Consider the following 21,396-nt stretch of genomic DNA (forward strand, 5'->3'; position numbering starts at 1 on the left):
AAGGCCGCTCCATGAGCGGCCTTTTTTGTGCGCCTAGTTCGGACAGGCCAATCGCTCAAGACACCGAGGAGGATGGCAAGCTGCCAACCCGTGGAGTGCGGTCGAGGGGGCGGGATGTTACCTTGTGCCACTGGATGCCGGCGGCGCAAGGTGAGACGCCGCCGGGCGGTGACGGGCAGGGGAGAGACGGATGGATAGATTGGGGGTGATGGAGGTCTTCGTGCTGGCGGTGGAGACAGGCTCCTTCTCGGCGGTGGGGCGACGGCTGGGACTGGGTCAACCCACTGTCTCCAAGCTGATCGCCCAGCTGGAGGAGCGTCTTGGCAGCCGCCTGCTGCTGCGCTCGACCCGTGGTCTGGCCCCCACCGAGGCGGGGGAGGCCTACTATAGGCGCGCCAGGGAGATATTGGCGCAGGTCAACGAGGCCGACGCCATGGTGCAGCAGTGCCGGGCTGGCCTGAGTGGTCGCTTGCGGGTGAGCGCGCCCGTCACCTTCGCCCGCCTGCACATCATCCCGTACCTGTCGGATTTTCTCAGGGATCACCCCGGGCTGGAGCTCGAGATCCTGCTGGATGATGGCAACGTCGATCTCATCTCGGCCGGTATCGATGTCGCCTTGCGGCTCGGGGAGCAGGCGGATTCGGCGCTGGTGGCCCGTCGCCTCTCCCGCTGCGAGATGCGGGTGCTGGGCACCCCGGCCTACTTCGCGGCCAGGGGCATGCCGGCCTCCCCCCAGGGGTTGCAGGATCACGATCTGGTGCTCTACAGCCCCAAGCCCGGCATGGGGCAGCAGTGGCTGTTTTGCCGGGGAGACGAACGGATTGCGGTACGAGGGCGGGGACGGTTGACGCTCTCGGCCGCCGAGGGGATGCGGGCCGCCGTGCTGGCGGGGCTCGGGCTCGGCATCGCCTCCGAGTGGATGTTCGCTCCCGAGCTTGCCCGGGGGGAGGTGGTGGTGGCGCTGCCGGGGTGGCAATTGCCGACGCTGGAGCTCTGGACCCTGCTGCCGGCAGGTCGCGAACTCAGCGCCAAGGGGCGCGCCTTCCTGACCTTCGTGGCCGGGCTGCCCAGCGTGGGGCAGGGGCCGGAGCATGCTGGGGTGGAATAGGTGTTATGGCGGGGCGCCTGCTACTGCCGCCCCGTGTCCCTGGGTAGGCTGTGCTCATCCAGCCCGTGCCTGCACGGGGTTTATTCATCTATGAGGATGGCATCATGAGTTCATCAACCTCCACCGAGCGGGCCGCCATGGCGAGCAGCACACCCGGCCCCGCCCTTGTCTTTGCCATGGCCCTCTCCTGCGGTCTGGCGGTCGCCAACATCTATTACAACCAGCCCATGCTGGCGGTGATGGCGCAGGAGTTTCCCGGCCAATCCGCCATCCCCCTGATCGCCATGCTGACCCAGCTCGGCTATGCGGCCGGCCTGTTGCTCTTGGTACCGCTCGGGGATGTCATCGAGCGTCGCTGGCTCATTCTGGGGCAGTTCGTATTGATTGCACTGGCCTCCACCATGGCGGCCATGGCCACAGGGGCGACCATGTTGATGCTGGCCTCAGTTCTGCTCGGGATAGGCGCCACGGCGGCCCAGCAGATAGTGCCGGTGGCGGCTACCCTGGCCGATCCGGCCAGGCGGGGGGCCGTGGTCGGCAGCGTGATGAGCGGCCTGCTCGGCGGCATCCTGCTCAGCCGTACGTTGGCGGGCCTTGTCACCGCCTATGGAAGCTGGCGCGCCATGTTCTGGCTCGGGGTGCCGCTGGCCCTGCTGGGGGGCCTGCTGATGGCCCGGATGATCCCGCTGGGGTTGCCTCGCTCTACCCTGAGCTATGCCCGCCTGCTGCACTCCCTCATCGGCCTGTGGCGCCAAGAGCCCGCCTTGCGCCGCGCCACCTTGACCCAGGCCTTGCTGTTTGCCTCCTTCAGTGCCTTCTGGACTGTGTTGGCCTTCTACCTCGCCGATCCCGCCTACGGACTCGGGGCCGAGGTCGCTGGGCTGTTCGGGGTGATCGGCGTGGCGGGGGTGGTGGCTGCCCCGCTGGCAGGACGGATGGCCGACAGGCTGGGAGCAAGGCCAGTGGTGCTGGTGGGCACCCTGCTGGCGGTGCTGGCCTGGATCCTGTTCGAGACATGGCTCTCCCTGGTCGGGCTGGCGCTCGGGGTCATCTTGCTGGATCTGGGTGTGCAGAGTGCGCTCGTCGCCCATCAGCAGCACATTTATGGCCTGAGGGCCGAGGCGAGGGGGCGGGTCAATACCCTCTTCATGACGGGCATGTTCCTGGGAGGGACGCTCGGCTCGAGCCTAGCCATGCTGGCCTGGCAGCAGGGGAGCTGGGTCGGTGTGGGTTGGGTGGGCCTCGCGCTGGCGCTGATGGCCTGCTTGACCGCCCTCGCCAGGAAGCGGAGTCTGCAACCGGCCTCCTGAGACGAGTGCCAGAGACAATAAAGGCGACCCTGGGGTCGCCTTTCATCTGCCTGCGTGGTGCCGTGTCAGAGCACCATGGCGGCTATCCAGCCGAAGATAATGAGCGGGATGTTGTAGTGGATGAAGGTGGGCACCACGCTGTCCCAGATATGGTCGTGCTGGCCATCGGCATTGAGGCCCGAGGTGGGGCCGAGTGTCGAGTCGGAGGCAGGGGAGCCTGCATCCCCCAGCGCACCTGCGGTACCGACCAGGGCTATGGTCGCCATGGGGGAGAAGCCGAGGTGGATGCACAGGGGCACATAGATGGTGGCGATGATGGGCACTGTGGAGAAGGAGGAACCTATCCCCATGGTGATGAGCAGGCCCACCAGCAGCATCAGGAAGGCGGCCAGCCCCTTGTGGCCCGCCATCATGCCGGAGACGGACTGCACCAGGCTTTCCACCCCGTGGGTCTCCTTCATCACGGCGGCGAAGCCGGCGGCGGAGATCATGATGAAGCCGATGAGGGACATCATGCGCACGCCCTGGGTGAAGGCGTCCTGGCTCTCGCGAAACTTGATGACGCCACCGCAGGTGAAGATGATGAAACCGGCGAGGGCCCCCAGCACTATGCTGTTGGTCATCAGCTGCAGCCCCAGGGCGACGGCGATGGCCAGCAGGGCGACCCAGATGTGGTTGAGGTTCAGTTCGACGGTTTCCGGCTCGGCGGCCAGGATCTTCTCCAGGTCATATTGGCGTGGCTTGCGGTAGGTGATGAACACGGCCACCAGCAGCCCGATGAACATGCCGAGCACCGGAATGGCCATCGCCAGCGGCAGCTGGCTGAACTCGACCGCCACCCCGTTGTCGATCAGGTTCTTGGCCAGGATGTTGTTGAGGAAGATGCCACCAAAACCTACCGGCAACAGCATGTAGGTCGCGGTCAGGCCGAAGGTGATGACGCAGGCCACCTGGCGGCGATCGATCTGCATCTGGGCCATGACGTGCAACAGCGGCGGGATCAGGATGGGAATGAAGGCGATGTGGACCGGGATCAGGTTCTGGGAGGAGATGGAGACCCCCAGTACCGAGGTGAGCAGCAGGCTCTTGACCCAGAGGATGCGGGACGAACTGGCATCCTTGCCGAGCTGGCTGATCACCTTGCGGGCCAGCAAGTCGGTGATCCCGGAGCGGGAGATGGCCACCGCGAAGGCCCCCAGCATGGCATAGGAGAGGGCGATTTCGGCGCCACCACCCAGTCCGCCGGTGAAGGTGCTGAGGGTCTGTTCGAGGGAGAGGCCGCCGAGCAGGCCGCCGACGATGGCGCCGATGGCGAGAGAGACCACCACATTGATCCGCAGCAGGCTGAGCACCAGCATCAGCGCCACCGCGATAACAACAGGATTCATTTGATTTCCTTATAGATTGTGTTGCTGTCTGTCGGGGGAAAGTCAGCTAGTTTGCGAAAAACGTGACAAATGTCGAGAAAAAAAACGGCAAAATGGCCTCTTCACGGCATTCCTGCCGAGCTTATCCAGCTATGTCGGGATGGAATGCTGAAAACGGTGCTGGATGACCCTGTTTATGCCGTTCTGGTCAAACCAGATGCCCGATGGCGGTTCCCCACACGACCTCATGGAAAGAGGCTGCCAAGGCAGCCTCTTCCTCATGCCCCAATGGCACTACTGGGGGTTGTCATCGGCGGGCACGTCCTCTGGATTGGCCAGGGGCCAACCCCCCAGGCTCTTCCAGCGGTTGACGATATGACAGAACAGCTCGGTGGTGCGCTCGGTGTCATAGAGGGCGGAGTGGGCCTCTTTGTTGTCAAAGGGGATGTTCGCACTCTGACAGGCCTTGGCCAGCACCGTCTGCCCCAGGGCCAGGCCGGAGAGGGCCGCGGTGTCGAAGGTGGCGAAGGGGTGGAACGGATTGCGCTTGAGACCGGCCCGCTCGGCGGCGGCCATCACGAAGCCGTGATCGAAGGTGGCGTTGTGGGCCACTATGATGGCCCGGCTGCAGTCGCTCTCCTTCATGCCCTTGCGCACCCCCTTGAAGATCTCGGTGAGCGCTTCCTTCTCGTCCACGGCGCCGCGCAGTGGATTGAAGGGGTCTATGCCGGTGAACTCCAGGGCGGCCTTCTCCAGATTGGCCCCTTCGAATGGCGCCACATGAAAATGGAAGATCTGATCGGGCATGAGCCAGCCCTGCTCATCCATCTTGAGGGTATAGGCGGCGATCTCCAGCAGGGCATCGGTCTTGGCATTGAATCCGGCGGTTTCAACATCGATGACGACGGGGTAAAAGCCACGAAAACGGCCCTTGAGGGTGTGAACGGCGTCGGTCATGGTATCTCGGTCGGCGTGAAAGGAGGCGGCATTATGGCAAAAAAGCCGGCCCTTGTCCCTCCTGCGCCGCCATGAGTACATCAACCGCTTCTATTGTCAGCAGTGCGCCGGCCATGGGGCTTGGCGCAGACATTGATGACAATGACTTTCTGGAGGGGCGGGATCGCTGGCGCTCGGCGCCTGCTGCTCCTAGCGTGTTTTGCCCTAAAGCTTGGCTTGCCACTGCCGATAGTTAATCCGAGATCGTGTGGAGGGCAAGCCGTTGAATGCTTGGGTGTTAGGGTTGATCAGCATATCCGTGAGTATGCAGTTGCAGGCGGGAGTGACCGAGTTCGGTGCCGGCCTGGATCAATCCGTCTGGCGGTTGACCTCGGATACTCAGGTGGAGTGCCGTCTCGAACACCCCATTCCCCGCTGGGGCACGGGCGCCTTCGTCAGCCGGGCCGGTCGCAAGATCAATCTGGACTTCGAGCTGAAGGGGCAGCGGCCGCAGGCCAGGACCCAGACGGTGAGCCTCGGGATCATGCCTCCCAGCTGGCGCCCCGGTGTCTCCGGACGCCAGATAAGCCAGCTGCAGTTCTATCAGCAGTTTGACGGCCTGGTGGCGGGGCAAACCGCCTGGACCATGCTGGACGAGCTGGAGGGGGGGCGCATGCCCACCTTCCAGTACAGAGACTGGTATCGCCAGGACAGGCCGGTGCGGGTGTCGCTCTCCTCGGTCAACTTCAGGGTCAAGTACCAGGCCTTCATGGATTGCCTGAGTGGCCTCTTGCCCTACAGCTTCAACGACATCGCCTTCAGCGTGCTCTCCTATGACAAGAACAGCGATCAGCTGTCGCCGGCCTCCAAGCGGCGGCTGGCGCTGATCGGCGATTACGTGAAGGCGGACAAGAGCATAGATGTGGTGGTGATCGACGCCTACAGCGACAGCTACGGCGGGCGCTGGCCCAATCAGAAGCTCTCCGAGAAACGGGCAGATGCCATCAAGCAGGTGTTTGTGGATCTCGGCATCGAGGAGGGCAAGATCTCGGTGGAGGGACACGGCGAGAAACAGCATGTGGCCTCTAACGAGACGGACACGGGCCGAGCCAAGAACCGGCGGGTAGTGATCAACATGGGACGTAACGGCACCATCTAAAGTGAAGAAGCCTGCGCTCTAGCCTGCTCATCTGGAACTTGGCTGGTGCCAGTTCCACGTTGAGGCGGTTCATTTTCCCGATCACAGAGATAAAAAAATGCCAGTCGGCTGGGCCGACTGGCATTTTTTTCAAGGGTTCGCGACTTACTTGGCCAGCTTATTTAGCCAAAGAATCCGGCAGGTTCTCGCGGATCTTGCCGAGCATCTCTTTCAGGACGCGCGGGTTGGCAACCACCATGTTGCCGGAGTTTTCGTAGTTGTGACCACCCACGAAGTCGGTGACTATGGCGCCGGCTTCCTTGGCCAGCAGCTCACCGGCGGCCGTTTCCCAGGGCTTGAGGCCGATTTCCCAGAAACCGTCGATGCGGCCAGCGGCCACATAGGCCAGGTCCAGGGCGGGGCAGCCGGCGCGGCGGATATCGGCACATTCGATGAACATGCTCTGGAACATCTTCAGGTACGGCTCGATGTGGTGCTTCTGCTTGAACGGGAAACCGGTGGCCAGTACGGTGCCAGCCATCTCTTTGGCCTTGCCGACACGGATGCGGTAGCCGTTCAGCTGGGCGCCGTTGCCACGGGTGCTGGTAAACAGCTCGTCACGAATGGGATCGTAAACGACGGCTTGTTCGGTCTTGCCCTTGACGCGCAGGGCGATGGAGACGGCAAAGTGCGGAATGCCCTTGACCAGGTTGGTCGTGCCATCCAGTGGGTCGATGATCCATTGGTAATCCGGATTGGTACCGGTAATCTCACCAGACTCTTCAGCCACTATGCTGTGTTCCGGGTAAGACTTCTTGATGGTGTGAATGATGGCCGCTTCGGCTTCACGATCAACGTTGGTCACGAAGTCGTGGCTGCCTTTTTGGATAGCCTCGATGTTCTCGGGCTGGGAGAAGGCTTTTACTACAACTTGACCGGCGTTGCGCGCAGCGCGCACGGCGATATTCAGCATCGGATGCATAGGTTCACCACTGGATGTTAAAGAACGGGGGATAAAAGGACGCGGTATCTTACCAAGATATTCTGGAATAGCAACCATGGTACCCGCATTCGGTCATGGCGGGTGCTGGCAGATCTGACGGCTCCAATAAAGACCTGTTATCGGCTAGTCTTATCGCGACAGCCGGTGAACAGGCTGTGGTGAGCATAGGGACATGAGCCATGAATCTGTCATTAGTCAGTCAAAAACCGTCGGCAGCGACGACATTGGGGGTGCTGGCCGCACTGCGTGCCGCCAGCGGATACGGGGATTACTTCACCGAGGTGAGGGTCGCACAACTGGATAGGTGGCAACCGTCGAAGGAGGAGGCGGCCATCTTACTGCTGGAAGAAGATGATGCGGCATGGCCGGAGCCGGTCTGGCCTGCCAGCGGCACTGCCCTGGGCTTGCCCGTGCTGCCCCTGCTGGTGCATCGACAATATGACAGCCCTCCCCAGGGGCCGGATGTCAGGGACCCGCGCTTTTACTTCGTCTCCAATGGCATAGTGCTGGATGAAACTGAACTCGCGGATCCCGCCTGCAGCCTGGTACTGCAGAGCAAGTTAGAGTCCTATTTCCCGCTTCTCTCCCGCCTCATCCTGCTGCGTCAGCGTCAACCCCTGGTGCTGTGCAGCTGATTGTTTCCCCCCTTCTTTGGGCTGTTCAAGCGGCGCAATATTTGTCATAACAGACCGATATTGCGCCGCTTGGCTGTTGTCCCCCGTGGGGATGGGAAGCGGCCCGCTGTGTTCCCGTCAACGGAGGTGAGATGAAGGTCTATGAGTTGAAACGTGCCCCCAATGCCCGCCGGGTCAGGATATTCCTGGCGGAGAAGGGCATAGAGATGGCCTATCAGCAAGTGGATCTGGGGGCAGGGGAGAACCTCGAACCGGCATTTCTAGCCAAGAACCCGGCGGGGCGCATTCCTGTGCTCGAGCTCGATGATGGCACCTGTCTCAGCGAGACTGTGGCCATCTGCCGCTACTTCGAGGAGCTCAACCCCGAGCCCAACCTGTTTGGCAACACGGCGCTGGAGCGTGCCACCATAGAGATGTGGAGCCGTATCGTCGAATTCAATCTCTGGCTGCCCACCGGCATGGCGTTTCGCCACATCACCGGCTTTTACCAGGATCGCGAGACCGTCTTCCCCGAGTGGGGGGAGGAGTGCAAGCAGCAGGCTCTGGCATGGTTTGCCAGGCTCGATGCCCGTCTCGCCGAGGTGCCCTATGTGGCAGGAGATCGCTTCACCATCGTCGACATCCTGGCCCTGTGCACCATCGACTTTGGCAAGGTCGTCGGTCTACGCATCGCCCCGCACCAGCATCACTTGCAGGCCTGGCATGAGCGGGTGAGTGCCCGTCCCAGCGCCCAGGCCTGATCATTACGTTTGAACGTCCAAGGAGTCCAAGATGATAGATTTGTACACAGCCGCCACGCCCAATGGGTTCAAGGTGTCGATCGCCCTCGAGGAGCTGGGCTTGCCTTACAAGGTGATCCCGCTGGATTTCTCGACCATGGAGCAGAAGAAGCCCGAGTTTCTGGCCATCAACCCCAATGGCCGCATCCCTGCCATCGTCGATCGGGATAACGGTGACTTCGCCGTGTTCGAATCCGGCGCCATCCTGCTCTACCTAGCGGAGAAAACCGGCAAGCTGCTGCCGCAAGATCCCAAGCGCCGCTCCCAGGCCATCCAGTGGCTGATGTTCCAGATGGGCGGCGTCGGCCCTATGATGGGGCAGGCCAACGTCTTCTACCGCTACTTCCCCGAGAAGATTCCGGCGGCCATAGAGCGTTACCAGAAGGAGGGGCGCCGTCTGTTCGAAGTGCTCGACGGTCACCTGGCGCACCATGAGTACCTGGCCGACGAGTACAGCATCGCCGACATCGCCACCTGGCCCTGGGTGCGGATCTATGACTGGAGCGGCATCTCCATCGAGGGTCTGCCGCATCTGCAGGCCTGGATGGCGCGCATGGAGGCCAAACCCGCCTGCCAGAAGGGCATCACCATACCACCGCGCAACGAAAGCCCCGAGGATCAGGTCAAGCGGGCGCAGCAGATGGTGACCCGCTAGCATGATGACGATGGCCCGATGACGGGCCATCTCTTTTTATGATCGCCGCCCCATTGCCTGCCCTTCACGCCTGCTGGGCCTCTCACCTGCTCACCCCTTTCCCGCTGTAAATAAGCCATTTATCAAAAATGAAAAGTCATTCATTCCGATTAATTGTTATGTTATAACGACACCTTTAGGTTGGTAATCATTATCGTTTGGATGGAATGGATGACAAAAATACACAGCAGTTCGGGATGGTGCGCACTGGCACTGCTGGCGGGGATGAATGTCGCTCACGGCAAGCCGCTGACCATGGTGGGGCCCTGGGAGATCCACAGTGTCGACCCTGCCAGCAACGGGGTCTTCTTTACCCGCATGCAGGTGGCGGAGACTCTGGTCGAGGTCGACCGCCAGGGCAATCTGCAACCCGGACTCGCCAGCCAGTGGTCAAGCTCCGGGGATGATTTGCAATGGCGATTCACCCTGCGCCCCGGGGCCCGGTTTCACGATGGCAGCGAGGTGAGCGCCGAGCAGGCCGCCTTTGCCCTGCAGCAGGCCTGGCGCAAACCCGGCGTCATGACCAGCGCCCCCATAGCGTCCATTGAGGCCCGCGAGGGGGCTCTGCTGGTCACCCTCACCGAACCCTTCGCCCCCTTGGCTGCCGTGCTGGCTCACCCCAGCACCCAGATCCTGGCGAAGGAGGCCTATGATGCCAAGGGAGAGGTGACCCAGGTCATCGGCTCAGGCCCCTATCGCATCACCCGGTTGCAGCAACCCCAGCGAGTCGAAACCGAGCGCTTCGATGGCTGGCAGGGCCCCCAGCCTGCCATCTCGCAGGTGAGCTACCTGACGGTGGGCCGTGCCGAGAGCCGCACCCTGATGGCCGAGAGCGGTCAGGCAGACATCGCCTGGGGGCTGGATCCGGTCAGCATCCGCCGGTTGCAGCAGGCGCCCCGGGTCGCCATCGCCTCCGTCACCCTGCCGCGCACCATACAGCTCAAGCTCAATGGGGCCGATCCTCTTCTGAAGGATCCAGCGGTGCGCCGCGCCCTCAGTCTCGCCATCGATCGCCGTGGCATGGCTGCGGCCCTGCTGCGGGATCCCGAGATGGCGGCGACCCAGCTCTTCCCTCCCACCCTGGGGGAGTGGCATCAACCCGGGCTGACCCCGCTCGCCTATGACGTCAAGGCAGCTCAGGCGGCCTTGGCGGCGGCAGGCTGGCTGTTGGGGGCGGATGGCGTGCTGCACAAGGGGGAGGAGCGTTTCGCCCTGACCCTGCGCACCTTCCCGGATCGCCCGGAATTGCCCCTGCTGGCCACGGCACTGCAGGCGCAGTGGAAGGCGGTGGGGGTGGATCTCAAGGTGGCAGTGGGCAACTCGAGCGAGATCCCGGCCGGTCATCAGGATGGCTCGCTCCAGCTCGGCCTCTATGCCCGCAACTATGCCCTGGTGCCGGATCCCCTGGTCACCCTGCTGGGGGATCTGGCCCCCGCCGGTGCCGACTGGGGGGTGATGAACTGGCAATCCCAAGCCATGGAGCAAAAACTGGCCCGCCTTGGCAAGGAGACCCTGCCCGCCGGGGAGGCCGCGGCACTGCGCCGTGACATCGCCACCACCTTGCAGCAGGAGTTGCCGCTCCTGCCCATCGCCTGGTATCGCCAGAGCGCGGCGGTCAGCCGTGCGCTAAAGGGCTTTGAGCTGGATCCCCAGGAGCGTAGCTACCGTCTGGATAAGCTGACATGGAGCGCCCAATGACAGCGACACCCTTCTCCGCCGTCATGGGGATCCTGGGTCAGCGGCTGGTGCAGGCGCTGATGGTGGCCCTGCTGGTGGCCGGGCTCTGCTTTCTGATGGTGCAATCCCTGCCCGGGGACCTCGCCTTTCGCATCGCCGCGGGCCGCTACGGTTATGACTATGTCACCGCCGAGGCCGCCAATGCGGTGCGCAGCGAGCTGGGGCTGGCCGGCTCGGCCCTCTCCCGCTTCGCTGACTGGCTGGGCGCCCTGCTGCAGGGGGATCTCGGCAGCTCCCTGGTGACGGGGGCGCCTGTGGCAAGCGAGGTGGCTCACCACCTGGGGGCCACCCTGTCCCTGGCGGTGGCCGCCGTGGCCCTGGCCCTGGTGGTGGCGCTGCCGCTCGGCAGCCTGAGCGCCCTGCGTCCGGGGGCATGGTGCGATCGCCTGACCCTGGGCTGGAGCGTGCTGATGCGTGCGCTGCCTCCCTTCCTGCTCGGCCTGGTGCTCATGATGCTGCTCTCGGTGGAGTTGGGCTGGGTCAGCGCCGCCGGTCACGGGGAGGGGAGCAACCTGCTGCTGCCCGCCCTCACCCTGGGGCTGGGGCTCTCGGGGGTACTCTCCCGGGTGGTGCGCGAGAGCGTGCTCACAGTGGTGCAGTCCGCTTATTACCGCTTCGCCCTGACCAAGGGGCTCTCGCCCGCCCGGGTCTTCAGGCGTCACGGCCTGCGCAACACCGGGGTCAGCGTCATCGCCTATACCGGCGTGCAACTGGTGCTGCTTATCGAAGGGGTAGTGGTGGTGGAGAGCCTGTTCGCCTGGCCCGGCATCGGCCATGCCCTGGTGCACGCCATCTTCTGGCGCGACATCCCCATGGTGCAGGGAACCGTGCTGGTGCTGGCGGCGCTCTTCGTGCTGCTCAATACCCTGACGGATCTGCTCTGTCTCGCCATCGATCCCCGCGGTCCCAAGGAGTCCTGATCATGTCTTTCTCTGTCAAGGCGGGAGCAAGCCTGCTCCTGCTGGTGGTGCTGTTTGCCCTGCTGGGCCCAATGCTCTGGCCTGACCCCGCCGCCCAGGATCTGGTGCAGTTCCTGGCCGAGCCCTCCTGGCAGGAGCCGCTCGGGCGGGATCAGATGGGCCGCAGCCTTATGGCGCGGCTTGCGGCGGCGACCCGGCTCTCCTTGCTGCTGGGGATGCTGTGCGTCATCACCGCAGCCCTACTGGGATCCTTGCTGGGCTGGCTCTCAGCCTGGCGCGGTGGCTGGGTCGACGGTCTGCTGCGCAGCCTGGCCGACGGCGTGCTGGCTCTGCCGAGCCTGCTGTTGGTGCTGCTCTTCTCCGCCATGGCCCAGGGGGGCTTCGCCATCCTCTATCTCGGGCTGGCCATGGCCCAGTGGGTGGAATACTACCGGGTGGTGCGGGCCCGCAGCCGGGCGCTGCTTGCCTCGCCCCAGGTGGAGGCGTCCCGGCTGCTGGGCTTTGGCAACGCCCACATAGTGCGACGCCACCTCTGGCCCGAGCTGGCCCCCCAGTTGCTGACCATGATGGCCTTTGGCCTCGCCGGGGCCATCCTGACCCTCTCGACCCTGGGCTTCGTCGGGGTGGGCATCCAGCCACCTACACCTGAGCTTGGCCTGATGATGACGGAGGCGCTGCCCCACTATCAGGAGGCGCCTCGCCTGCTGCTGGCTCCCATCTTGGTGATGGGAATGATGCTGCTGGCCCTGGTGCTGCTCAATCAGAAGGGCACTCTTCACATCCCATCCCCACAAGGAGTCACCCCATGACGACCATTCATATCAAGGGCCTGCAGGTGGATGACGGCCGGCAGACCCTGTTGCAGGCGCTGGATCTCACCCTGCTCCCCGGCAGTGCTTTGACCCTGATTGGGGAGAGCGGCTCTGGCAAATCCCTGCTGGCCCACGCCCTGATGGGGACCCTGCCCGCTCCCCTGCGCGGCCGGGGTGAGATGGTGATGGGCGGCCGGCGCCACAGCCTGGCGGACCCCCAGGCCCTGCGCACCCTCTGGGGGCGGGAGCTGGCCATGCTGCCCCAGGAGCCTGTGCTGGCGCTGGACCCCACCATGGGGCTGCTGCCCCAGGTGGAGGAGGGCTGGCTGGCGGGAGGCAAGGAGGCGCGCTCGCGGGCGCGGGACGCCCTGGCGCGGCTCGGGCTCGCCGGGCGGGAGCGCCACTTCCCGCACCAGCTCTCCGGGGGCATGGCCCAGCGCGCCGCCTTTGCCGCCGCCACCCTGGGGCAGGCCCGTTTGCTCATCGCCGACGAGCCCACCAAGGGGCTCGACAGCCGGGCCAGCGCCAGGCTGCAAACATTGCTGCAGGGCTATCTGACCGAGGGGCGTCACCTGCTGACCATCACCCATGATCTCTCCCTGGCCCGGGCGCTGGGGGGCTGGGTGCTGGTGGTCAAGGGGGGTGAGATAGTGGAGCAGGGGCCCGCCGAGCAGGTGCTGCACACGCCTTCCCATGCCTACACCCGCGCCCTGCTGGCGGCAGAGCCGTCCGCCTGGCCCGAGGCGGTGCATCCCCCCACCGGCGACTGGCTGCTCAGGGGGGAGGGGCTGACCATGGGGTATGGCGAACAGACCCTGTTCGAGGGGCTGGATCTGCCACTGGCACAAGGGGAGCGGCTCGCCATCATGGCGCCGAGCGGCGCGGGCAAGAGCACCCTCGGCAATGTGCTGCTGGGGTTGCAGCGCCCGCTGGGAGGGCGGGTATTGCGCCAGGGGGGCATAACCCCGCACCGCTGGCAGAAGCTCTATCAGGATCCGGTGCAGGCCTTCGCCAGCCGGGTGCGCCTCGCCACCCAGTTTGACGATCTGCTGCGCCTGCACAGGCTGCCCCGCCAGCCCCTCACCGACTATCTGGCGCGGCTCGGCCTCGATGAGCGCCTGCTGACCCGGCTGCCGAGCCAGGTGTCGGGCGGGGAGCTGCAACGGCTGTCGCTGATCCGGGCCCTGTTGCTGCGCCCCGTGCTGCTCTTTGCCGATGAGCCCAGCTCCCGGCTCGATCCCCTGAGCCAGCAGCAGACCATCGCCTGCCTGCTAGGGGCGCTGGGGGAGATAGGCTGCGCCCTGCTGCTGGTCACCCATGACGAGGCGCTGGCGGGCAAGGTGGCCGGGCGCTGCCTGCGACTGGGGGCGGCAGGCACACCCGAGCAGGGGCTGGCGCCAGCCGAGTTGAGGCGGGTGGGCTAAGGGGAGCGGGATACCTGGGCACAGGCGTCCTGCTCCCTTTCGATGTCAGTTCGACGGGGCCGCTGGCCCCGTCACATTAGAAAAACTTGGGAAAGCAGATTATAAAGATTCGTTCGTTTTTTGTGACATGAATCACTAAGATCACCGCAAGCCAAAGAGCGTCCTGCTCTTGGCGGGTGCGGGTCCTCCGCCTTGCGTTTCACCTTTGATCGACCCTGTTTATTGGATCCCCTCTGCGGTTTTCTGCCAGAGGCGGGCAGCTTTTCGATGATTTTTCGGGACTGAGATATGTATCGGCACAGTTTTTATCCGCTGTTTTTCCTGACCATTCTGATGGTCGCCGTGGGCCAGATGACCCAGACCCTCTATGTGCCCTCCATTCCCATGATGGCGGGGGACTTTCATGTGGCCTCCGGCCAGTTGCAGGCGGTGATGGCCTGCTACCTGATCCCGTACGGCCTCTCCCAGTTCGTCTACGGTCCGCTGTCTGATCGCATCGGCCGCCGCCCCGTGCTGCTTATCGGCATGATGGTGTTTCTGGTGGGCACCCTGACCATTCAGCTGATCCCGCACTTTGCAGCCCTGCTGGCCGGCAGCTTCATCCAGGGGCTGGGCACGGGGGCCGGTGGCGCCATGAGCCGGACAGTGATGCGGGATCGCTACAGCGGCGCCGAGCTCAACCGCGCCAACAGCCTGGTGAGCATGGGGGTGATCTTCTCCCCCCTGCTGGCCCCCGTGCTGGGGGGCTGGCTGACCGAGCTGTTCAACTGGCGCGCCGGCTACTGGTTCCTGTTCGGCTTCGGCGCCCTGACCACCCTGGCCCTGCTGGCCTGGTTTGGCGAGACCCTGCCGGCGAGCGCCCGTCAGCAGCCACTGCGGGTCGGCGCCGCCTACCGCCACGTGCTCGGCAACCCGCGCTTCCAGGGCAACCTGCTCTGCCTGATGGCGACCTTCGCGGGACTTGCGGTATTCGAGGCGGCGGCCGGGGTGCTGCTCGGCGACGTACTCAAACTGAGCGCCCGCACAGTGAGCGTGCTGTTCGTGCTGCCGCTGCCCGGCTATCTGTTCGGCGCCTGGCTCTCCGCCCGCTTGAGCTTCCGGCTGAGTCAGGGCAAGCTGATGCGCCTTGGCATCGCCTTCCTGGGGCTGGGGGCCCTCATCATACTGGTGCCCGGCCTGTTCGGGCTGGTGAGTGCGGCCTCTCTGGTGGGGGGCGCGGCCGTCTACTTCATCGGCAGCGGTATCCTCTACCCGACCGCCACCTCCTGCGCCATCGAGCCCTTCCCGGGGCAGGCGGGGACCGCCGGGGCCATCCTGGGGGGCATGCAGAACCTGGGGGCCGGTGTGGTCACCCTGCTGGCCGCCAGCTTCCCGATGGAGGGGCAGCTGACCCTGGGGGCCATCATGGTGGTGATGGTGCTGATCGTGGCCTTGAGCTTCCTCTGGCTGCGCCACCATGGCTCCCCCCACGAGCAGATGGCCGTCTGAGTGCATCGAAGATAGGTGAAGAGCCCGCCCTCGTCGGCGGGCTTTTTATTGCCTTGTGCCTGAAGGGGGAGGGTCGCCCGCCGGTTTTGCGGCGGGCCCCACCTTCCGCCATGGCGGGTCAGGAGAGCTGGAGCCAGCGACCGTCGGCGGCGTGGCTGGCCAGGCTGGTCTCGATGAAGCGCATGCCCGCCACCCCGTCTTCCACAGTGGTGAGGGCCAGGCTCTCGGGGGGCGGCGCCTCCCCGGCCGCCAGGGCGTGGATCTGCAAGGCCGCGTCCGTATAGAGCTGGGCGAAGGCCTCCAGATAGCCCTCGGGATGACCGGCGGGCACCCGGCTGGCGTGGCGCGCCGCCGCGCTCTCTACCCGGCCCCGGGTCAGCCGCTGGCTGGTGCCGCTAATGGGGGTAAGCCAGAGCTCATTGGGTGCCTCCTGGCGGAAGATCAGGCTGGCCTTGTCGCCATAGAGGCGGATCTGCAGCCGGTTCTCCTCGCCGCTGGCGACCTGGCTGGCGTTGAGCGATCCGCGCATCCCCTGGGAGTAGCGCAACCAGACCTGCAGATGATCGTCCACCTGCCGCCCCGGCACGAAGCTGTGCAGTTCGGCAGCGATCTCATTTGGCAACTGCCCGGTGATGAAGGTCGCCAGCTGGTAGGCGTGGGTGCCGATGTCGCCGAGGCAACCGGCTCGCCCGGCGCGGGCAGGGTCGGCCCGCCAGTCCGCCTGCTTGTTCTGACCCGGGGGGATGGGGCTGGCGAGCCAGTCCTGCAGGTATTCCACCTGAACGTAGCGCAGCTCACCCAGGGCGCCGGCGGCGACCAGCTCGCGGGCGTGGCGCACCATGGGGTAGCCCGAGTAGGTGTGGGTCAGGGCAAACAGCCGCCGCCGCTGGCGGGCGAGGCGGGCGAGTTCCTCTCCCTCCGCCAGGGTCAGCGCCAGCGGCTTGTCGCAGATAACGTGGATGCCGGCTTCGAGAAAGGCGCGCGCCACCGGGGCGTGCAGGTGGTTGGGGGTGGTGATGGCCACCACCTCTATGCCGTCGGACCTTGCCGCCTCGGCTTGGGCCATCCTGGCGTAATCCTCGTAGGCGCGGGCCGGATCCAGCCCGAGGGCGAGGGCGCTTGAGCGGGCATTGGCGGGATCGGCGGAGAGGGCGGCGGCGAGCAGCTCATAGTGATCGTCCATGCGGGCCGCCAGCCGATGCACGGCGCCGATGAAGGCTCCCTGGCCGCCGCCGACCATGCCCAGACGCAGTCGTCTTTTCATCGCTTGTCTCCTTGCTTGCCGGCCGGATCCGCACTGAGGCCTAGCAGGCTTCTGACCGCCTCTCGCGCCAGGCCGCTGCCGGCGAAGTCATCGAAGGGGCGCTCGGCGACCCGGATAATATGATTGCGGATGAAGTCGGCCCCCTCGGCGGCGCCATCCTCCGGGTGCTTGAGGGCGCACTCCCACTCCAGCACGGCCCAGCCGGGGTAGTCGTACTGGGCGAGCTTGCTGAAGATGGCGCCAAAGTCTATCTGGCCGTCCCCCAGGGAGCGAAAGCGCCCCGCCCGCCCTAGCCAGGGGGCGTAGCCCCCGTAGACCCCCTGGCGCCCCGAGGGCCTGAATTCGGCATCCTTCACGTGAAAGGCGCGCACCCGCTCGTGATAGAGGTCGAGGAAGGCGAGGTAATCGAGCTGCTGCAACAGCATGTGGCTGGGGTCGTAGAGCACGTTGACGCGGGGATGATCGCCGGTTGCCTCGAGGAAGCGCTCCAGCGTGGCGCCATCGAACAAGTCCTCCCCCGGGTGCAGCTCGTAGCAGACGTCCACTCCGGCCTCGTCAAAGGCATTGAGCAGGGGAAGCCAGCGCCGGGCCAGCTCGGCGAAGGCCTCCTCGACGAGGCCGGCGGGGCGCTGGGGCCAGGGGTAGAGATAGGGCCAGGCGAGGGCGCCGGAGAAGGTGACGTGGGCCTCGAGGCCAAGCCTTCGGGAGGCAATGGCCGCCGCCTTGAGCTGCTCGCCGGCCCACTGGGTGCGGGCGGCGGGCTTGCCGCGCACCGCCGCCGGGGCGAAGCCATCAAACAGGGCGTCATAGGCAGGATGGACCGCCAGCAGCTGGCCTTGCAGGTGGGTGGAGAGCTCTGTGATGACCAGCCCCCGCTCGGCCAGCAGGCCGCTTATCTCGTCGCAATAATCCTGGCTGGCCGCCGCCCGGGTCAGATCGAACAGGCGCGGGTCCGTCGGCAGTTGCAGGCCGCGAAAGCCGAGGCCGGCGGCCCAGTCCGCCAGGCCGGTGAGGGTATCGAATGGTGGCTGCTCCCCCATGAACTGGGCGAGGAAGATGGCCGGTCCCTTGATGGTTTTCATGGGCACTCCTGAATAAAGGCAGTTAACCCCCTCCCGGCCTCCCCCTTCACAAGGGGAGGAGTAAAAACTCCCTCCCCTGCGAAGGGGAGGGTTGGGGTGGGGTCTGGGCTCCCGTGAAGGGGAGGCCGGGGTTCTCACATATGACAGCCTTAGAACGGGGAGTCGGGGAAGTAGAACTCCTTGGCCGTCTGCGGGGTGATCAGCACAGAGGGGATGATGGTGTTGGCCGGCAGCCGTTCGCCCTTGAGGCGAGCCTCTGCGGTCAGCATGATGGCGTCATACATGAACTTGGGGGAGTAGGAGACGTTGGCCTGGATGCGGGGATCGCTGCCCTCCATCAGGGTCTTGATCGCCCCCTTGGCCCCGGCGCCGCCAAACACCAGCTTGATGTCGGTGCGCTTGGCCTGATCGATGGCCTTGATCACCCCCACCGCCATGTCGTCATCGGCGGCCCAGACGGCGTCTATGTGCTTGAAGCGGGTCAGGAAGTCCTGCATCACCTTGAAGGCGTCATCCCGGTTCCAGTTGCCATATTTGGCGTCGAGGATCTTGATGCCGCCATGCTGCTTCATCACCCCGCTGAAGGCCTCGAAGCGCTCGTTGTCCAGAGTGGTCGGAATGCCGCGCAGGGCGACTATGTCTCCCTTGCCGTTGAGGGTCTTGGCGATGAACTCGGCGGGCAGCTTGCCGAAGGCGGTGTTGTCCCCGGCCACATAGGCATCCTGGGCGCTGGTGTCCGTCAGCCCCCGGTCCACCACTGTGACATAGACCCCCTTCTGCTTGACCTGGGCCACCGGCTTGGTCAGGGAGGCTGACTCGAACGGGAAGATGACCAGGGTATCCATCTTGTTGACCGTCAGCAGATCCTGCAGCTGGTTGGCCTGTTCAGGGGCATTGGCGGCGGTCTTGACGATCACCTTGAGATCGGGATGGGCCTTCTCCAGATCCTCCTTGGCCTTGTTGGCCCACCAGACGATGCCGGCGGTGAAGCTGTGGGTCGCGGTCGGGATGGAGACCCCCAGGGTCATCTTCTCGGCTGCCGAGGCGCTGCCGGCAGCGATCATCAGGGCGCAGGCGCCCAGGGTGTGTAGCGTTAAGTTGTGTAGCATCTTGTTCATCTTGATAGCCTCTTGACTGTTGGGCTGCTGCCCGTTCCTTGTCGCAGGCGAGGGGAGACCCCGCCACTGGTGTCATTGCCGTTTCTTCGCTTTCGTCTTCCTGTCCACAACAGCCTCAACGCCTGTGTTGCATGAAGGCAACCATGATGATCACTATGCCCTGCACGGCGGCATTGAGGTAAACACTGATGATGCTGGTCAGATTGAGGATATTGCTGATGACCGACAGCAGTATGGCGCCCACCAGGGTGCCGAAGATGCGCCCCTCTCCCCCCTTGAGAGAGGTGCCCCCCACCACCACGGCGGCGATGGCCTCCAGCTCCCACAAGAGCCCTGTGGTGGGGGTGGCGGATCCCAGACGCGGCACATAGAGCAGGGTGGCAATGCCGACGCAGAGCCCGAGCAGCGCATAGGTGAGCAGCTTGACCCGATCGACCCGGATGGCGGCATAGCGCGCCACCTGCTCGTTGGAGCCGATGGCCTGCACATGGCGGCCGAAAGCGGTGCGGTTGAGCAGCAGCCCCCCCGCCAGCGCCACCAGCAGCAGGACCCAGACCGGGATGGGCACCCCCAGCAGGCTGCCGTAATAGACGGGGCTGTAGCTATCGCTGAGGGCATCGTCCAGGGTCAGGGCGCCGCCATCGGCCAGATAGGTCAGCACGGCCCGAAAGATGCCGAGGGTGCCCAGGGTGACGATAAAGGGCTCAATCCTGCCTTTGGTAATGAGCAGGCCGTGACCGGCGCCAAACAGCAGGCCGAGCAGCAGGGCCAGCCCTATGCCGAGCACAACCACCAGCAAAGGGGCATCCGCCAGCACCCCGGCGCCGAGCCGGTTCATGATGAGGATCATGGCACCGGCGATCAGGGCTGCCATGGCGCCGACCGAGAGATCGATGCCGCCGGACATGATAACGAAGGTCATGCCCACCGCTATGATGCCGATGAAGGCGGTGCGGGTCAGCACGTTGAGCAGGTTGTCCAGGGTGGCGAAGTCGGGGTTGAGCAGGGCGCCGAGCAGGCACAGCAGGATCAGCCCCAGCAGCGGGCCAGTCGCCGATAGCAGGGAGAGCAACCGCTCTTTGCGGGTGTCAGTGGGTACCGGTTGCATAGGCGATCAACTCCTCTTCGGTCAGATGATGGGCGGGCAGCACCGCCTGGAGACGGCCGGCCCGCAGCACGGCGACTCTGTGGCACAGGCCGATCAGCTCGATCAGCTCGCTCGAGATGACGATGACGGCGTGCCCCTCGGCGGCCAGTCGCTGGATCAGGAAATAGATGTCACGTTTGGCGCCCACATCCACCCCCCGGGTGGGCTCGTCAAGGACGATGACCCTGGGGTCCGGGTGCAGGAACTTGGCGAGAGCCAGCTTTTGCTGATTGCCCCCCGACATCATGCGGGCCCGGGCCGAGTGGGAGCCGGCCTTGATGCCGAAGTCATTGATGGCCTGGGTGAGGGCCGCCTGCTCGGCCCCCTTGTCCAGCCAGGGGTGGGCATAGCGCGCCAGCGTCATCAGGGTGAGGTTCTCGGCCAGCCCGAGGTCGATGTGCAGCCCCTTGCCCTTGCGATCCTCCGGCAGATAGGTGAGTCCCTGGCGCATGGCGGCGAGCGGACTGTCGATGCGCACTGTCTTACCTGCCAGCTGGATGCGGCCCCCCTGGCGCTCGCGCAAGCCGAGGATGGCCTCGAAGGCCTCGGTGCGACCGGCCCCCACCAGTCCGGCGAAGCCATAGATCTCGCCGCTGCGCACCTCGAAATCGAGGTCAGTCACCCAGCCGGGGACGCAGAGCCCGCTCACCGCGAGGGCGATCTCTGTGCCCTCCGGCGGCGGCAGCCTGGGGGGGAACATGTCCGACATCTCGCGCCCTACCATGAGGTTGGCCATCTGCTGGCGGCTGAAGGCCGCCGTCTCCCCCCGGCTGACGAAGCGACCATCGCGCATGACCACCACCTCGTCGGTGATCTGCTTGACCTCGTCCAGCTTGTGGGAGATGTAGATGATGGTGGTGCCCTGGGCCTTGAGCCTGGCGATGAGGGCGAACAGCCGCGCCGTCTCCCCCAGGGTCAGGGTAGCGGTCGGCTCATCCATGATCAGCAGGCGGGCCTGGCGTGACAGCGCCTTGGCGATCTCCACCAGCTGCTTCTCCGCGACGATAAGCTGCCGCACCTTGGTGGCAGGGGCGCGTTGCAGCCCGACCTGCTCCAGATAGTGCTGGGCCCGGGTCGCCATGGTGCGCTCGTCCAGCAGACCGCCCCTGGTCAGCTCATGGCCGAGGAAGAGGTTCTGGGTCAGGGTCAGGTGCTCGGCCAGGTTGAGCTCTTGATGAATGAGCACTATGCCCGCCTGCTCCGCCTCCCGGGAGGAGCTCCAGCTGCGCTCCTCGCCATCGATGCGGATCACCCCGGCGCTGATGGACTCGTAACCGGCGAGGATCTTCATCAGGGTGGACTTGCCGGCGCCATTCTCCCCCAGCAGGCCGTAGACCCGCCCCGGCGCCAGGCTGAAGTCGACCCCGTGCAGCACCCGGATGGGGCCGAAGTCCTTGCAGACGCCGCTAAATTCGACACTGAGACTCATCAGCT

The 21,396-nt window shown here is 65.1% G+C and carries 19 protein-coding genes; 11 read left to right on the forward strand and 8 right to left on the reverse strand.

All coding sequences use genetic code 11. The annotated features are described in order from the left end of the window. Positions 1-190 precede the first annotated feature (190 nt). Together AB5Y91_RS00210 and AB5Y91_RS00215 are read left to right on the forward strand one after the other, a co-directional pair. Positions 191-1,108 carry a LysR family transcriptional regulator gene (locus AB5Y91_RS00210; protein WP_368168808.1) on the forward strand — a complete coding sequence of 306 codons (918 nt, stop codon included), beginning with the start codon at positions 191-193 and terminating at the stop codon, positions 1,106-1,108. 104 nt (positions 1,109-1,212) lie between these two features. Beyond that, the gene (locus AB5Y91_RS00215) at positions 1,213-2,418 is read left to right on the forward strand and encodes an MFS transporter (RefSeq protein ID WP_368168809.1); all 1,206 of its coding nucleotides are present in this window, start codon (positions 1,213-1,215) and stop codon (positions 2,416-2,418) included. A 65-nt stretch (positions 2,419-2,483) separates the two neighbouring features. Here AB5Y91_RS00215 and AB5Y91_RS00220 read toward each other — a convergent pair whose 3' ends face one another. Then, complete coding sequence (locus tag AB5Y91_RS00220) at positions 2,484-3,806, reverse strand: Na+/H+ antiporter family protein (protein ID WP_106886541.1); 1,323 nt, start codon at positions 3,804-3,806, stop codon at positions 2,484-2,486. Positions 3,807-4,079: 273 nt separating this feature from the next. Continuing rightward, positions 4,080-4,742, reverse strand: coding sequence for a ribonuclease T (rnt, locus tag AB5Y91_RS00225; protein WP_167402244.1), 663 nt, complete (start codon positions 4,740-4,742; stop codon positions 4,080-4,082). A gap of 262 nt (positions 4,743-5,004) precedes the next feature. On the opposite strand from rnt, the gene AB5Y91_RS00230 reads away from it, so the two are divergent. Further along, the gene (locus tag AB5Y91_RS00230) at positions 5,005-5,880 is read left to right on the forward strand and encodes an OmpA family protein (RefSeq protein ID WP_171276332.1); all 876 of its coding nucleotides are present in this window, start codon (positions 5,005-5,007) and stop codon (positions 5,878-5,880) included. Positions 5,881-6,037: 157 nt separating this feature from the next. Here AB5Y91_RS00230 and suhB read toward each other — a convergent pair whose 3' ends face one another. Then, positions 6,038-6,841: an inositol-1-monophosphatase gene (gene suhB / locus AB5Y91_RS00235; RefSeq protein ID WP_234567271.1), complete on the reverse strand. Its 804-nt coding sequence runs from the start codon at positions 6,839-6,841 to the stop codon at positions 6,038-6,040. A gap of 200 nt (positions 6,842-7,041) precedes the next feature. Between suhB and AB5Y91_RS00240 the strand changes: the two genes are divergently transcribed. The 8 genes from AB5Y91_RS00240 to emrD all read left to right on the forward strand — a co-directional run bounded on the left by AB5Y91_RS00240 (position 7,042) and on the right by emrD (position 15,351). After that, entirely contained in the window at positions 7,042-7,497 is a 456-nt protein-coding gene (locus AB5Y91_RS00240) for a hypothetical protein (protein WP_368168810.1), read from the forward strand. 131 nt (positions 7,498-7,628) lie between these two features. Continuing rightward, complete coding sequence (locus tag AB5Y91_RS00245) at positions 7,629-8,237, forward strand: glutathione S-transferase family protein (protein ID WP_368168811.1); 609 nt, start codon at positions 7,629-7,631, stop codon at positions 8,235-8,237. 31 nt (positions 8,238-8,268) lie between these two features. Further along, entirely contained in the window at positions 8,269-8,931 is a 663-nt protein-coding gene (locus AB5Y91_RS00250; RefSeq protein WP_139746263.1) for a glutathione S-transferase family protein, read from the forward strand. A gap of 210 nt (positions 8,932-9,141) precedes the next feature. Further along, on the forward strand, positions 9,142-10,668 hold the full coding sequence (locus AB5Y91_RS00255; RefSeq protein ID WP_368168812.1) for an ABC transporter substrate-binding protein: 1,527 nt from the start codon (positions 9,142-9,144) through the stop codon (positions 10,666-10,668). After that, positions 10,665-11,627, forward strand: a complete 963-nt coding sequence (locus tag AB5Y91_RS00260) for an ABC transporter permease (RefSeq protein ID WP_368168813.1) — start codon at positions 10,665-10,667, stop codon at positions 11,625-11,627. The genes AB5Y91_RS00255 and AB5Y91_RS00260 overlap by 4 nt, the downstream gene beginning before the upstream one ends. Before the next feature lie 2 nt (positions 11,628-11,629). Continuing rightward, a complete protein-coding gene (locus AB5Y91_RS00265; protein ID WP_368168814.1) occupies positions 11,630-12,436 on the forward strand; it encodes an ABC transporter permease in 807 nt (268 codons plus the stop codon). Continuing rightward, the gene (locus AB5Y91_RS00270; protein ID WP_368168815.1) at positions 12,433-13,863 is read left to right on the forward strand and encodes an ABC transporter ATP-binding protein; all 1,431 of its coding nucleotides are present in this window, start codon (positions 12,433-12,435) and stop codon (positions 13,861-13,863) included. The genes AB5Y91_RS00265 and AB5Y91_RS00270 overlap by 4 nt, the downstream gene beginning before the upstream one ends. A gap of 288 nt (positions 13,864-14,151) precedes the next feature. Further along, positions 14,152-15,351 (forward strand): multidrug efflux MFS transporter EmrD, encoded by a 1,200-nt coding sequence (emrD, locus tag AB5Y91_RS00275; RefSeq protein WP_111913213.1) that lies wholly within the window; start codon positions 14,152-14,154, stop codon positions 15,349-15,351. Between the two features lie 118 nt (positions 15,352-15,469). Here the strand turns inward: emrD and AB5Y91_RS00280 are convergent, their stop codons facing one another. From AB5Y91_RS00280 to AB5Y91_RS00300, 5 genes are all read right to left on the reverse strand, one after another. Beyond that, complete coding sequence (locus AB5Y91_RS00280) at positions 15,470-16,615, reverse strand: Gfo/Idh/MocA family protein (RefSeq protein ID WP_368168816.1); 1,146 nt, start codon at positions 16,613-16,615, stop codon at positions 15,470-15,472. Next, entirely contained in the window at positions 16,612-17,697 is a 1,086-nt protein-coding gene (locus tag AB5Y91_RS00285) for a sugar phosphate isomerase/epimerase family protein (protein WP_368168817.1), read from the reverse strand. The genes AB5Y91_RS00280 and AB5Y91_RS00285 overlap by 4 nt, the downstream gene beginning before the upstream one ends. 149 nt (positions 17,698-17,846) lie before the next feature. Beyond that, positions 17,847-18,815: a substrate-binding domain-containing protein gene (locus AB5Y91_RS00290; RefSeq protein WP_368168818.1), complete on the reverse strand. Its 969-nt coding sequence runs from the start codon at positions 18,813-18,815 to the stop codon at positions 17,847-17,849. A gap of 115 nt (positions 18,816-18,930) precedes the next feature. Next, entirely contained in the window at positions 18,931-19,923 is a 993-nt protein-coding gene (locus tag AB5Y91_RS00295) for an ABC transporter permease (RefSeq protein WP_262110699.1), read from the reverse strand. Continuing rightward, positions 19,904-21,391 carry a sugar ABC transporter ATP-binding protein gene (locus AB5Y91_RS00300; RefSeq protein WP_368168819.1) on the reverse strand — a complete coding sequence of 496 codons (1,488 nt, stop codon included), beginning with the start codon at positions 21,389-21,391 and terminating at the stop codon, positions 19,904-19,906. Before AB5Y91_RS00300 ends, AB5Y91_RS00295 begins: the two co-directional genes overlap by 20 nt. Between the last annotated feature and the right edge of the window lie 5 nt (positions 21,392-21,396).

This window comes from Aeromonas sp. R4-3 (assembly GCF_040908275.1).
Taxonomy (GTDB): domain Bacteria; phylum Pseudomonadota; class Gammaproteobacteria; order Enterobacterales; family Aeromonadaceae; genus Aeromonas; species Aeromonas rivipollensis.